Here is a 14029-nt window from a genome sequence, read left to right as displayed (position 1 = left end):
ATCCCCAAAGGGGAAATCACTTAGTTTACCGCGTCTTTCAGTGCTTTACCTGCACGGAAGCCCGGTACTTTAGCCGCGGCGATGGTGATCTCTTTACCTGTTTGCGGGTTGCGACCAGTACGGGCAGCACGCTCTTTAACGGCAAAAGTACCAAAACCTACCAGCGCTACGTCATCACCTTCTTTCAGAGATTCGGTAACAGAAGCAATAATTGCATCTAACGCACGTCCAGCCGCAGCTTTAGAGATATCAGCCCCTGCAGCAATTTTGTCGATCAGTTGAGATTTATTCACTCTTCTCTTCCTCTTTATAATTTATATCGCACCTGAATCCTTCAAAGTGCGAACGCGCAGCAGTTATATCAGGCCTGCCATGCCCTTACAACACCCGTTAATGATGGCAAGCCCAATCCGTCATCTAAATTAGCTATACAAAAAAAGGCTGGCAAGTCCGAAATGGTCTGCCAGCCCTGTTTTTATTAGTGCTCTTTGCGCGAGGTCACTATTTTGCGGTCACAACCTGCATTCCGGAGGGCTCATTTTGCAACGCGAGCGTCAGAACCTCCTCAATGCGTTTCACCGGATGGATGTCCAGATCGGCAATTACGTTGTCCGGAATCTCTTCCAGGTCGCGTTTGTTTTCGTCTGGAATTAAGACCGTTTTAATACCACCACGGTGTGCTGCCAGCAGTTTTTCTTTCAAACCACCAATAGGCAGAACCTGGCCACGCAGGGTGATCTCGCCGGTCATCGCCACGTCGGCGCGAACCGGGTTACCGGTCAGACAAGAAACCAGCGCGGTACACATGGCAATACCCGCACTTGGACCGTCTTTCGGCGTCGCCCCTTCAGGTACGTGAACGTGGATATCGCGTTTTTCGTAAAAGTCCGGATTAATACCCAGTTTTTCCGCACGCGCGCGCACCACGGTCAGCGCAGCCTGAATGGATTCCTGCATGACCTCACCCAGAGAACCGGTGTAGGTCAGCTTACCTTTACCCGGTACGCAAGCGGTTTCGATGGTCAGCAGATCGCCGCCCACTTCCGTCCATGCCAGACCGGTTACCTGACCAACGCGGTTTTCGTTGTCCGCGCGGCCATAGTCAAAGCGCTGTACGCCCAGGTAGTCGTGCAGGTTGTCGCCATTGATCTCAATATGTTTCAGCGACTTGTCGAGCAGCAGCTGTTTCACCGCTTTACGGCACAGTTTGGAAATTTCACGCTCCAGACTACGCACGCCAGCTTCACGGGTGTAATAACGAATAATGCCCACAATGGCGCTATCGTCGACCGTCAGCTCGCCTTTTTTCAGCGCGTTACGCTCAATCTGTTTCGGCAACAGGTGACGTTTAGCAATGTTCAGCTTCTCGTCTTCGGTATACCCGGACAGACGGATCACTTCCATACGATCCAGCAACGGTGCGGGAATATTCATAGAGTTAGAGGTCGCAACGAACATCACGTCGCTGAGATCGTAGTCCACTTCCAGGTAGTGATCGCTGAACGCCACGTTCTGCTCTGGATCCAGCACCTCAAGCAGTGCGGAAGCCGGATCGCCACGCATGTCGGAAGACATTTTGTCGATCTCATCAAGCAGGAACAGCGGGTTTTTAACGCCCACTTTAGCCATTTTCTGGATCAGTTTACCCGGCATCGAACCAATATAGGTCCGGCGGTGACCGCGAATTTCAGCTTCATCACGCACGCCGCCCAGCGCCATACGGATGTATTTACGTCCGGTTGCTTTAGCGATGGACTGTCCCAGAGAAGTTTTACCTACCCCCGGCGGCCCAACCAGGCACAGGATCGGCCCCTTGATTTTATTCACACGGCTTTGAACCGCGAGATACTCAAGAATACGGTCTTTGACGCGTTCCAGACCGTAATGGTCAGTATCGAGGATTTCCTGAGCCTGACGCAGATCTTTTTTGACCTTGCTACGCGCATTCCACGGCACCTGAACCATCCAGTCGATGTAGCCACGGACTACGGTCGCTTCCGCTGACATCGGAGACATCATTTTCAGCTTCTGCAGTTCTGCTTCCGCTTTCTCTTTTGCCTCTTTCGGCATTTTCGCCGCGTCGATTTTACGCTTCAACGCTTCGTTTTCGTCCGGCGCATCGTCCATCTCGCCGAGCTCTTTCTGAATGGCTTTCATCTGCTCGTTCAGATAGTACTCACGCTGGGATTTTTCCATCTGCTTTTTCACGCGGTTGCGAATGCGTTTCTCAACCTGCAGCAGATCGATTTCAGACTCCATCATCGCCATCAGATATTCCAGACGTTCGTTAACGTCTGACATCTCCAGTACGGACTGCTTGTCAGCAAGCTTCAGCGGCATGTGCGCAGCGATGGTGTCCGCCAGACGTGCAGGATCGTCAATGCTGTTCAGCGACGTCAGCACTTCGGGCGGGATTTTCTTGTTCAGCTTGATATAGCCTTCGAACTGGCTGATAGCGGTACGCACCAGCACTTCCTGTTCGCGCTCATCAATAGCAGGCGAGTCAAGGTACTCCGCTTTCGCAGAGAAGTGCTCACCGTTGTCAGACAGCGCTGAAATACGCGCGCGCTGTAACCCCTCGACCAGCACTTTTACGGTGCCGTCAGGCAGTTTCAGCATCTGCAAAATAGAGGCCACGGTCCCGACGGTGAAAAGATCGTTTACACCCGGCTCATCCGTTGACGCTTCTTTCTGGGCAACCAGCATGATTTTTTTATCATGGTCCATAGCCGCTTCCAGACAACGGATAGATTTTTCCCGCCCTACAAATAAGGGTATGACCATGTGCGGATAAACCACCACATCGCGCAACGGCAATACGGGGATTTCAATGCGTTCAGAACGCTCAGGATTCATAGAGCTCTCTCTTAGTTTAGTTTCCGCCAGGTAATCAGGTGGTACGACTGTGCTCCACACCACCTTTAACATGTATGTCAGTATATGGGGATGTTTCCCACACATTCAACGCCATGTTTACGGAAAAATAAAAGGGGAGATAAAATCCCCCCTTATTAATTAAATGTCTGTATGAATTGATGAATTATTCGCCAGATGCCTGCTGCGCTTCCGGCTTACCGTAAATCAGCAATGGCTTGCTCTGGCCGCCAATCACCGACTCATCGATCACCACTTTTTCGACGTCTTCCATAGAAGGCAGATCGTACATGGTGTCAAGCAGCGCGGCTTCGACGATAGAACGCAGACCACGAGCACCGGTTTTACGTGCCATCGCTTTCTTGGCGATCGCATCCAGCGCTTCCTCACGGAATTCCAGATCAACACCTTCAAGATTGAACAGCGCCTGGTACTGCTTGGTCAGGGCATTTTTCGGCTCTTTCAGGATCTGGATCAGCGCTTCTTCACTCAGTTCGCTCAGCGTCGCTACAACCGGCAGACGCCCGATGAACTCAGGGATCAGACCAAATTTGATCAGATCTTCCGGCTCCACCTGCGACAGCAGTTCACCTTCGCTGGCTTTATCAGACTGCGCTTTTACCGTTGCGCCAAAACCAATGCCGGAGCCCGTTTCAACACGGTTAGCAATGACTTTATCCAGACCGGCAAAGGCACCGCCGCAGATAAACAGGATCTTGGAGGTATCAACCTGCAGGAATTCCTGCTGAGGATGTTTACGCCCCCCCTGCGGTGGAACGGCAGCAACCGTACCTTCGATCAGTTTCAACAGCGCCTGCTGTACGCCTTCGCCGGAAACGTCACGGGTAATGGACGGGTTGTCAGACTTACGAGAAATCTTGTCGATTTCATCGATATAGACGATCCCGCGCTGTGCTTTCTGCACGTCGTAATCGCACTTCTGCAGTAGTTTCTGAATAATATTTTCAACATCTTCACCCACATAACCAGCTTCGGTCAGCGTGGTGGCATCGGCCATAGTGAACGGAACGTCCAGCAGGCGTGCCAGCGTTTCAGCCAGCAGCGTTTTACCGGAACCCGTCGGGCCAATCAGCAGGATGTTACTTTTGCCCAACTCGACGCCATTGCTGGTGTCGCCGTTGCGCAGACGTTTGTAATGGTTGTATACCGCGACCGCCAGCACTTTCTTCGCCTGCTCCTGACCGATAACGTAATCGTCCAGGTGGTTGCGAATTTCATGTGGCGTCGGCAGCGCACTGCGTTCACGGTGCGGTGCTACTTCCTTAATCTCTTCGCGAATGATGTCGTTACATAAATCAACACATTCGTCGCAGATATACACGGATGGTCCGGCAATCAGCTTACGCACTTCATGCTGGCTTTTGCCGCAAAAAGAGCAGTACAACAATTTGCCCGAGCCATCTTTGCGTTTATCTGTCATGGGTCAAAACCTCTTCTTTGTTCTTTGTGCCGCACACGACGACGCAAATGCCATTCTCAGGCGCAAGACGCTAGTCAGCGTTGTGCCGCTCCAGGTAATTATAGCGGTACACCTGCGCACTGGGCATTAATTACGATGGGTCAAAATCGAGTCGACCAGACCGTACTCTACCGCTTCAGAAGCGGAGAGGAAGCGATCGCGCTCGGTATCACGTTCAATCTGCTCAAGAGATTGACCCGTATGATGCGCCATAAGTTCGTTCATGCGCCCTTTTACCTTCAGGATTTCACGGGCATGAATTTCAATATCCGTTGCCTGGCCCTGGTAACCGCCCAGAGGCTGGTGGATCATGACGCGAGAGTTAGGCAGGCAAAAACGTTTACCTTTCGCCCCGGCAGTCAGCAGGAACGCGCCCATTGAGGCCGCCTGGCCCATACAAATGGTGCTGACGTCCGGCTTAATAAACTGCATGGTGTCATAGATAGACATCCCGGCAGTGATCACTCCACCAGGGGAGTTGATGTACAGGTAGATATCTTTTTCTGGGTTTTCTGCTTCCAGGAACAGCATCTGCGCCACGATCAGGTTAGCCATATGGTCTTCGACCTGGCCGGTCAGAAAAATGACGCGTTCCTTAAGTAGACGAGAATAGATATCAAAAGAGCGCTCACCACGTGAGGTCTGTTCAATGACCATCGGCACCAGCGCCATATGGGGTGCAAAGTTATCTCGTTCGCCGCTGTATGACATTTCCGTCTCCTGGATAAAATTTGAAAAAACCTGCTGTGCTGATTGTAACCTTATGGACGGATTATCAGCTAGTCCCTCAGTAATGGGTACGACATCGCCATAATTCAAGCATAACAATCTTTTGTTGTAACGCTAACACTGAAACGCTGTTTTCGCACTCTTCCCATGCAAAATCCGTGACAAAAAAAAACCCGCCACCAAAAGGTGACGGGCTTGCGTACGAAATTCGTGCTAAATAAGCGACGAATTACGCCTGCTGGTTCATCAGCTCGTTGAAGGAAGTGGCTTTTTCAGTCACTTTCGCTTTCGCCAGAACGGCTTCAACAGCCTGCTCTTCCAGAGCGACGTTACGCATGTTGTCCATCAGCTCTTTATTTTTGCTGTAGAACTCAACAACTTCTTTCGGATCTTCGTAAGCAGAAGCCATCTCTTCGATCAGGCCTTTAACGCGATCTTCGTCAGCTTTCAGCTCGTTGGTACGAATCACTTCGCCCAGCAGCAGACCTACAACTACGCGACGCTTAGCCTGTTCTTCGAACAGTTCACGCGGCAGTTCCAGAGCTTGTTTTTCGTTGCCGCCAAAACGCTGTGCAGCCTGACGACGCAGAACGTCGATTTCGCTGTCGATCAGAGCAGCCGGAACGTCGATGTCGTTAGCTTTTACCAGACCTTCGATCGCCTGAGATTTAACGCGGTTACGCACAGCGCCTTTCAGCTCGCGTTCCATGTTTTTACGTACTTCAGCGCGCAGACCCGCTACGGAACCATCTTCAACGCCGAAACGTTTGATGAATTCTTCAGTCAGTTCAGGCAGTTCGCGCTCTTCAACTTTCTTCAGGTTGATAACGAACTTAGCGGCTTTACCTTTCAGGTTTTCAGCGTGGTACTCTTCCGGGAAGGTCACATCGATAGTGAACTCTTCGCCAGCTTTGTGGCCTTTAACGCCTTCTTCAAAGCCTGGGATCATACGACCCTGGCCCATCGCCAGTACGAAGTCAGACGCTTTGCCGCCTTCGAACTCTTCGCCGTCTACAGAGCCGGTGAAGTCGATGGTTACACGGTCTTCTGCATCAGCAGCGCCGTCTTTGTCTTTCCAGGTAGCCTGCTGCTTACGCAGGGTGTCCAGCATCACGTCAACGTCAGCGTCGGTGACTTCAACAACCGGTTTTTCAACTTCGATTGCTTCCAGGCCAGTCAGCTCAACTTCCGGGTAAACTTCGAACTCTACCGCGTAAGTAAAATCTTCACCCAGTTTGTATTCGCCCGGAACGTAGTTCGGTGCGCCAGCCGGATTGATTTTTTCTTTGATGATCGCGTCAACGAAGTTGCGGCTCATCAGGTCGCCCAGAACGTCCTGGCGAACAGACGCGCCATAACGCTGAGCAACAACATTCATCGGTACTTTTCCTTTGCGGAAACCGTCAATACGCACTTTCTTCGCTACGTTGACCAGCTCGCTTTTCACAGCGGTCTCGATGCTGTCAGCAGCGATAGTAATCGTTACACGGCGGCCAAGGCCTTGAGTGGTTTCAACTGAAACTTGCATCTTGTTACCTCAAAAAATCACAGTGCTCGGTCAACTCTTCTCCGCAAGCACAGGTTGTTGGCTTCGCGGAACTGGGATGTTCTCATAAGCAATCACATTCCCTGTCGTCAGAATCATCCCGAAGACATTCCGAAAAATAAGACGCGCATTATAGCGGCATCACTTTTATGAGTCGAGAACGGTTATCGCGCGTTGCTGCGGCTTTTTTCACAATTCCCGGCTAATTTTTGTCTGAATACTGTACGACTGCCCCAGAATTCAGACAAAACAAAACGGCCCGCAGGCCGTTTTCACATAATATGTAGCAACATACTGGAAAAGCGTCGGTTGTTGCAAATCCGTTTTTACGCGATGCTTCCCGCCCCACGACACGGAGGCGATGCAAAAATCGTATCCTGCAACGCTTCCCACTCCTTAATGGTGTAGGTATGCAGGGCAAGTGCATGAACGGTTGTGGAAAGCTCCACCGTTAAGGTGCTGTAAATCATCCGATGACGATTCAGAAAACGCTCACCTGTAAAGCGATCGCTAACCAGCACAACCTTAAAGTGGCTTTCAGAACCTGCCGGGACATTGTGACGATAGCTTTCATCCACAACTTCGAGGAACACGGGTTGGAACGCTGCCCTTAATTTTTCTTCTATTTGCTCACGAATCATCATGAAGTTTTTCCTCCGACAACGCTGAGATGTCACCCATCCCTTTAAATACTAGCCGCTTTTACCGCTTTCATTACACCTTAGCAACAAAAAATTAGCGTTTGTCTGATTTTCTCAGCCAAATGGATGAAGTTCACTAAATCCTCACTTCGATTTATTGCAAAAAGTCCGTTTATGGTCTCCACAAAGACATAAAACTGACAACACAATGAATTTACATGCGTTACCCACTTCCCCTCATCGTTGGCGATGTTATGATGGCGGGAATTTTCTCCAACCATACAATTTAGATTCGCTGAGAGCCCTGGCATGTTTAAAAAAATCCTCGTCCCGTTTGTCGCGCTGTTTATGTTAGCTGGATGCGCAACGCCGCCGACCACTATTGAAGTTTCCCCGAAAATTACCCTGCCACAGCAGGACCCGAGCCTGATGGGTGTGACCGTTAGCATCAATGGTGCCGACCAGCGTCAGGATCAGGCGCTGGCAAAAGTTACCCGTGACAACCAGCTTGTTACCCTGACCGCGTCCCGCGATCTGCGCTTCCTGCTGCAAGAAGTACTGGAAAAACAGATGACCGCACGCGGTTATATGATTGGGCCAAACGGTGCTGTTAACCTGCAAATCATTGTTAGCCAGCTGTATGCAGACGTGTCCCAGGGTAGCGTGCGCTATAACATCGCCACCAAGGCAGACATCGCCATCATTGCGACTGCTGCTAACGGCAACAAGATGACCAAAAACTACCGCGCAAGCTATTCTGTTGAAGGCGCACTGCAGGCCTCTAACAAAAATATCGCTGACGCCGTTAACAGCGTGCTGACCGATACCATCGCTGATATGTCTCAGGACACCAGCGTTCACGATTTCATCAAGCAGAACGCTCGTTAATTTCTGCCCATATGGCCCGGCGTTCGTCGGGCCTATAGAAGCCCATGTCCAGTCATTACTTACGTATTTTTCAGCAACCACGTTCAGCTATCCTGCTCATACTGGGATTCGCCTCCGGTTTACCACTCGCACTGACCTCGGGTACGCTTCAGGCATGGATGACAGTCGAGAATATCGATCTTAAAACTATCGGTTTCTTTTCTCTGGTCGGCCAGGCCTACGTGTTTAAGTTCCTCTGGTCTCCGCTAATGGACCGCTACACGCCGCCGTTTTTAGGTCGACGCCGTGGCTGGCTGTTGGCAACTCAGGTGCTGTTACTGATTTCTATCGCCGCGATGGGCTTTCTGGAGCCTGGCACGCAGCTACGCTGGATGGCCGCGCTTGCGGTGGTGATCGCGTTTTGCTCGGCATCGCAGGATATCGTCTTTGACGCATGGAAAACCGACGTGCTACCCGCCGAAGAACGCGGCACTGGCGCGGCTATCAGCGTGCTGGGCTATCGTTTAGGGATGCTGGTTTCCGGTGGGCTGGCTCTGTGGATGGCCGACCGCTGGCTGGGCTGGCAAGGAATGTACTGGCTGATGGCGGCGCTGCTGATACCTTGCATCATCGCTACCCTGCTAGCGCCCGAACCGACTGATGCCATTCCGGTGCCCAAAACGCTAGAGCAGGCGGTTGTGGCCCCGCTGCGCGACTTCTTTGGTCGTAACAACGCCTGGCTAATTCTGCTGCTTATCGTTCTGTATAAGCTCGGGGATGCCTTTGCCATGAGCCTGACTACAACCTTTTTAATCCGCGGCGTCGGATTTGATGCGGGTGAAGTAGGCGTGGTGAATAAAACGCTCGGACTGCTGGCAACCATCGTTGGCGCGCTGTACGGCGGGATCCTGATGCAACGCCTTTCGCTGTTTCGCGCATTGCTGATTTTCGGCATCCTGCAGGGGGCGTCGAATGCGGGCTACTGGTTATTGTCCATCACTGACAAACACATGTTCAGTATGGCCGCCGCCGTCTTCTTTGAAAACCTGTGTGGTGGCATGGGTACGGCAGCGTTTGTCGCCTTATTAATGACGCTGTGCAATAAGTCCTTCTCAGCGACCCAGTTCGCTCTGCTCTCCGCGCTTTCCGCCGTTGGTCGCGTTTACGTTGGCCCGGTAGCAGGTTGGTTTGTTGAAGCGCACGGGTGGCCAACGTTTTATTTGTTCTCTGTGTTTGCCGCTATCCCCGGCCTCATACTGCTGCTGGTTTGTCGTCAGACTCTGGAACATAGCTGGCAAAATGAGAGCTTCATTCCGCGCACGGAATTTCGTGGCGCGTACAGCCTGGCATTAATGACGTTGGTTGCGGGCTGCTGTCTGCTGGTGGTTTGGCTGCTGCTATTAACCATGAACGCGCTGGATTACACCAACTTCTCCTTCCTGCCGGAACTGCTGGAAATCTCGGTAGTGGTCGCGGTCTGCGGGGTCGTTTTTGGTGGATTGCTGGATTATCTGGCACTGCGCAAAACCCGCCTGGCGTAAAAATCCACATTAATATCGCCGTTGTAATCACCCTGCGTAATTATAACGGCTAAATAAACAACAATTACTAAAAATATTATTTGTTATTTTGTGCGCCAAAGAATTTGGAAATTATTGACGCCTTTTATATATACTATTTCCCTTACTCGATTCAGCCACTACAGATTTATTTTTTGTTCTTCAATTGTCTTTTTATTGATAATCAATTGTTAAACAATTGTTTTATTTTCGTATTGGTTATACCAATTGCCCTCAGCACGTCTCCCGCTTGCCCGCTTTCGTTATAACGTGATGTTGCAACAGGTTCTTAAAGTCAAAACGACATATATTGCAACATATGTGACATGCCCGGCAGAACCCAGTAACACAGATCCAAGGATGTTTACAGTAATGTAACCTTCCCGTAAAATGCCCTCACACTTTAAACGCCACCCGGTCCCGTGGAATTGAGGTCGTTAAATGAGACTCAGGAAATACAATAAAAGTTTGGGATGGTTGTCATTAATTGCAGGCACTGCATTACTCAGTGGCTGTAATTCTGCGCTGCTTGACCCTAAAGGACAGATTGGACTGGAACAACGTTCTCTGATACTGACGGCATTTGGCCTGATGTTGATTGTCGTTATTCCTGCCATCTTGATGGCTGTTGGTTTCGCCTGGAAGTATCGTGCAAGCAATAAAGATGCGAAGTACAGCCCGAACTGGTCACACTCCAATAAAGTGGAAGCTGTGGTCTGGACGGTGCCGATCTTAATCATCATTTTCCTTGCCGTACTGACCTGGAAAACCACTCACGCTCTTGAGCCAAGCAAACCGCTGGCGCATGACGAGAAGCCCATTACCATTGAAGTGGTTTCCATGGACTGGAAATGGTTCTTCATCTATCCGGAACAAGGTATCGCTACCGTGAATGAAATCGCCTTCCCGGCGAATACTCCGGTTGAGTTCAAAGTGACATCCAACTCCGTGATGAACTCCTTCTTTATCCCGCGTCTGGGTAGCCAGATTTATGCCATGGCCGGTATGCAGACTCGACTGCATCTGATCGCCAACGAAGTCGGTACTTATGATGGTATCTCCGCAAGCTATAGCGGACCAGGCTTCTCCGGTATGAAGTTCAAGGCTATCGCAACAAAGGACCGCGCCGAATTCGACCAATGGGTTGCTAAAGCTAAACAGTCCACGAACACCATGAGCGACATGGCTGCGTTCGAAAAAGTGGCTGTGCCAAGCGAATACAACCAGGTGGAATACTTCTCCAACGTGAAACCAGATTTGTTTAAAGACGTTATTAACAAATTTATGGCTCACGGTAAGAGCATGGACATGACCCAACCCGAAGGTGAGCACAGCGCACACGAAGGAATGGAAGGCATGGACATGAGCCACGCGGAATCCGCTCACTAAGGGGCCGAGGAAGAATACGATGTTCGGAAAATTGACGCTGGATGCAGTGCCGTTCCATGAACCAATTGTCATGGTTACGATCGCTGCCATTATCATCGGTGGTGCGGCCTTACTGGGCCTAATCACTTACTTCGGTAAGTGGACCTACCTGTGGAAAGAGTGGCTAACTTCGGTTGACCACAAACGCCTTGGCATCATGTATGTCATTGTCGCAATCGTCATGTTGATTCGTGGCTTTGCCGACGCCATCATGATGCGTAGTCAGCAAGCGCTGGCTTCTGCAGGTGAAGCGGGCTTCCTGCCACCTCACCACTACGACCAGATCTTCACTGCTCACGGCGTGATTATGATCTTCTTCGTGGCAATGCCATTTGTTATCGGTCTGATGAACCTGGTGGTTCCGCTGCAGATCGGCGCACGTGACGTTGCATTCCCGTTCCTGAACAACCTGAGCTTCTGGTTCACCGTTGTCGGCGTAATCCTGGTTAACCTGTCTCTGGGCGTGGGTGAATTCGCACAGACCGGTTGGCTGGCGTACCCGCCACTCTCGGGAATAGAGTACAGTCCAAGCGTCGGGGTCGATTATTGGATATGGGCAGTCCAGTTGTCCGGTATTGGTACAACCCTAACCGGGATCAACTTCTTTGTGACCATCATTAAGATGCGTGCGCCAGGAATGACCATGTTCAAGATGCCGGTATTTAGCTGGGCATCGCTGTGTGCGAACATCCTGATTATCGCGTCTTTCCCAATCCTGACGGTTACCGTCGCGTTGCTGACCCTGGATCGCTATCTGGGCACCCATTTCTTTACCAACGATATGGGCGGCAACATGATGATGTACATCAACCTGATTTGGGCCTGGGGCCATCCGGAAGTGTACATTCTGGTTCTGCCGGTCTTCGGTGTGTTCTCCGAAATCGCTGCAACCTTCTCACGTAAACGTCTGTTTGGTTACACCTCACTGGTGTGGGCAACCGTCTGTATCACCGTTCTGTCGTTCGTTGTTTGGCTGCACCACTTCTTCACCATGGGTGCAGGCGCTAACGTAAACGCCTTCTTCGGTATTACCACCATGATTATCGCCATCCCGACCGGGGTGAAGATCTTCAACTGGCTGTTCACCATGTACCAGGGTCGTATCGTATTCCACTCAGCGATGCTGTGGACGATTGGCTTTATCGTTACCTTCTCAGTCGGCGGCATGACCGGCGTACTGTTGGCGGTTCCGGGTGCGGACTTCGTGCTGCACAACAGTCTGTTCCTGATTGCGCACTTCCATAACGTTATCATCGGCGGCGTCGTATTTGGATGCTTCGCAGGTATGACCTACTGGTGGCCAAAAGCGTTTGGCTTCACGCTGAACGAAACCTGGGGTAAACGCGCATTCTGGTTCTGGATCATCGGCTTCTTCGTGGCGTTTATGCCGCTGTATGTGCTGGGCTTTATGGGGATGACCCGTCGCCTCAGCCAGCAGATTGACCCGCAGTTCCATCCGATGCTGGTCGTTGCCGCCTGCGGTGCCGCGCTGATTGCATTGGGTATCCTGTGCCAGCTGATTCAGATCTTCGTTTCTATTCGCGACCGCGAGCAGAACCGCGACCTGACCGGTGACCCATGGGGTGGTCGTACGCTGGAGTGGGCAACCTCTTCCCCGCCTCCGTTCTACAACTTTGCCGTTGTGCCGCACGTTCACGAGCGTGATGCCTTCTGGGAAATGAAAGAAAAAGGTGAAGCGTACAAGCAGCCTGCGCACTATGAAGAAATTCATATGCCGAAAAACAGCGGTGCCGGTATCGTCATTACCGCTTTCGCAACACTGTTTGGTTTCGCCATGATCTGGCATATCTGGTGGCTGGCGATTGCAAGCTTCGCAGGCATGATCATCAGCTGGATTGTGAAAAGCTTTGATGAAGACGTGGATTACTACGTGCCGGTCCCGGAAGTCGAAAAACTGGAAAACCAGCATTTCGATGAGATTACTAAGGCAGGGCTGAAAAATGGCAACTGATACTTTAACGCACGCGACTGCCCACGCGCACGAACACGGGCACCACGATGCAGGCCAGACCAAGATCTTCGGATTCTGGGTCTACCTGATGAGCGACTGCATTCTGTTCTCTATTCTGTTTGCAACCTATGCCGTTCTGGTGAACGGCACAGCAGGTGGCCCAACAGGTAAGGACATTTTTGAACTGCCGTTCGTTCTGGTTGAAACATTCCTGCTGTTATTCAGCTCTATTACTTACGGCATGGCGGCGATCGCCATGTACAAGAACAACAAGAGCCAGGTTATCTCCTGGCTGGCGTTGACCTTCTTGTTCGGTGCCGGATTCATCGGGATGGAACTCTATGAATTCCATCACCTGATTGTTAACGGTATGGGTCCGGATCGCAGCGGCTTCCTGTCTGCGTTCTTCGCGCTGGTCGGCACGCACGGTCTGCACGTCACCTCCGGTCTTATCTGGATGGCGGTGCTGATGGTGCAAGTTGCTCGTCGCGGCCTGACCAGTACTAACCGTACCCGCATCATGTGCCTGAGCCTGTTCTGGCACTTCCTGGATGTGGTGTGGATCTGTGTGTTCACTGTTGTTTATCTGATGGGGGCGATGTAATGAGTCATTCTAACGAGAGCGGCGGCGCATCCCATGGCAGCGTAAAAACCTACATGACAGGTTTTATCCTGTCGATAATCCTGACGGTTATTCCGTTCTGGATGGTCATGACAGGTTCTGCCTCTCCTGCCGTCATTCTGGGAACTATTCTGGCAATGGCAGTGGTACAGATTCTGGTGCACCTGGTGTGCTTCCTGCACATGAATAGCAAATCTGATGAAGGTTGGAACATGACAGCCTTTGTCTTTACTGTGCTAATCATCGCCATCCTGGTTGTGGGCTCCATCTGGATTATGTGGAACCTTAACTACAACATGATGATGCACTAA

Annotated in this window: 12 protein-coding genes; 6 read left to right on the top strand and 6 right to left on the bottom strand. The window is 51.2% G+C overall.

Annotation, left to right across the window (positions count from 1 at the left end; translation table 11 throughout):
• Positions 1-20 precede the first annotated feature (20 nt).
• The 6 genes from hupB to bolA form a co-directional block, all read right to left on the bottom strand.
• Positions 21-311 carry a nucleoid-associated protein HU-beta gene (hupB, locus tag OGV75_RS10535; protein WP_219352570.1) on the bottom strand — a complete coding sequence of 97 codons (291 nt, stop codon included), beginning with the start codon at positions 309-311 and terminating at the stop codon, positions 21-23.
• A gap of 190 nt (positions 312-501) precedes the next feature.
• The gene (lon, locus tag OGV75_RS10530) at positions 502-2856 is read right to left on the bottom strand and encodes an endopeptidase La (protein WP_016152052.1); all 2355 of its coding nucleotides are present in this window, start codon (positions 2854-2856) and stop codon (positions 502-504) included.
• 184 nt (positions 2857-3040) lie between these two features.
• On the bottom strand, positions 3041-4315 hold the full coding sequence (clpX, locus tag OGV75_RS10525) for an ATP-dependent protease ATP-binding subunit ClpX (RefSeq protein ID WP_003831013.1): 1275 nt from the start codon (positions 4313-4315) through the stop codon (positions 3041-3043).
• Between the two features lie 126 nt (positions 4316-4441).
• Positions 4442-5065, bottom strand: coding sequence for an ATP-dependent Clp endopeptidase proteolytic subunit ClpP (clpP, locus tag OGV75_RS10520; protein ID WP_003021624.1), 624 nt, complete (start codon positions 5063-5065; stop codon positions 4442-4444).
• Between the two features lie 247 nt (positions 5066-5312).
• On the bottom strand, positions 5313-6611 hold the full coding sequence (gene tig / locus OGV75_RS10515; RefSeq protein ID WP_003021622.1) for a trigger factor: 1299 nt from the start codon (positions 6609-6611) through the stop codon (positions 5313-5315).
• A gap of 344 nt (positions 6612-6955) precedes the next feature.
• On the bottom strand, positions 6956-7273 hold the full coding sequence (gene bolA / locus OGV75_RS10510; protein ID WP_016152051.1) for a transcriptional regulator BolA: 318 nt from the start codon (positions 7271-7273) through the stop codon (positions 6956-6958).
• A 306-nt stretch (positions 7274-7579) separates the two neighbouring features.
• Between bolA and OGV75_RS10505 the strand changes: the two genes are divergently transcribed.
• The 6 genes from OGV75_RS10505 (at position 7580) to OGV75_RS10480 (ending at position 14029) form a co-directional block, all read left to right on the top strand.
• Positions 7580-8158: a lipoprotein gene (locus tag OGV75_RS10505; RefSeq protein ID WP_016152050.1), complete on the top strand. Its 579-nt coding sequence runs from the start codon at positions 7580-7582 to the stop codon at positions 8156-8158.
• Positions 8159-8202: 44 nt separating this feature from the next.
• The gene (gene ampG, locus OGV75_RS10500; RefSeq protein WP_032946977.1) at positions 8203-9678 is read left to right on the top strand and encodes a muropeptide MFS transporter AmpG; all 1476 of its coding nucleotides are present in this window, start codon (positions 8203-8205) and stop codon (positions 9676-9678) included.
• Positions 9679-10137: 459 nt separating this feature from the next.
• Positions 10138-11085 carry a cytochrome o ubiquinol oxidase subunit II gene (cyoA, locus tag OGV75_RS10495; protein ID WP_003847580.1) on the top strand — a complete coding sequence of 316 codons (948 nt, stop codon included), beginning with the start codon at positions 10138-10140 and terminating at the stop codon, positions 11083-11085.
• 19 nt (positions 11086-11104) lie between these two features.
• Positions 11105-13096: a cytochrome o ubiquinol oxidase subunit I gene (gene cyoB, locus OGV75_RS10490; protein ID WP_003831008.1), complete on the top strand. Its 1992-nt coding sequence runs from the start codon at positions 11105-11107 to the stop codon at positions 13094-13096.
• Positions 13086-13700, top strand: a complete 615-nt coding sequence (locus tag OGV75_RS10485) for a cytochrome o ubiquinol oxidase subunit III (RefSeq protein ID WP_003831007.1) — start codon at positions 13086-13088, stop codon at positions 13698-13700. The genes cyoB and OGV75_RS10485 overlap by 11 nt, the downstream gene beginning before the upstream one ends.
• On the top strand, positions 13700-14029 hold the full coding sequence (locus tag OGV75_RS10480) for a cytochrome o ubiquinol oxidase subunit IV (RefSeq protein ID WP_003831006.1): 330 nt from the start codon (positions 13700-13702) through the stop codon (positions 14027-14029). Before OGV75_RS10485 ends, OGV75_RS10480 begins: the two co-directional genes overlap by 1 nt.

The organism is Citrobacter sp. Cb028, from assembly GCF_030336705.1.
Taxonomy (GTDB): domain Bacteria; phylum Pseudomonadota; class Gammaproteobacteria; order Enterobacterales; family Enterobacteriaceae; genus Citrobacter; species Citrobacter braakii.
Note: the sequence above shows the minus strand (reverse complement) of the source record. Positions and strands in the feature narration are given on the sequence as shown.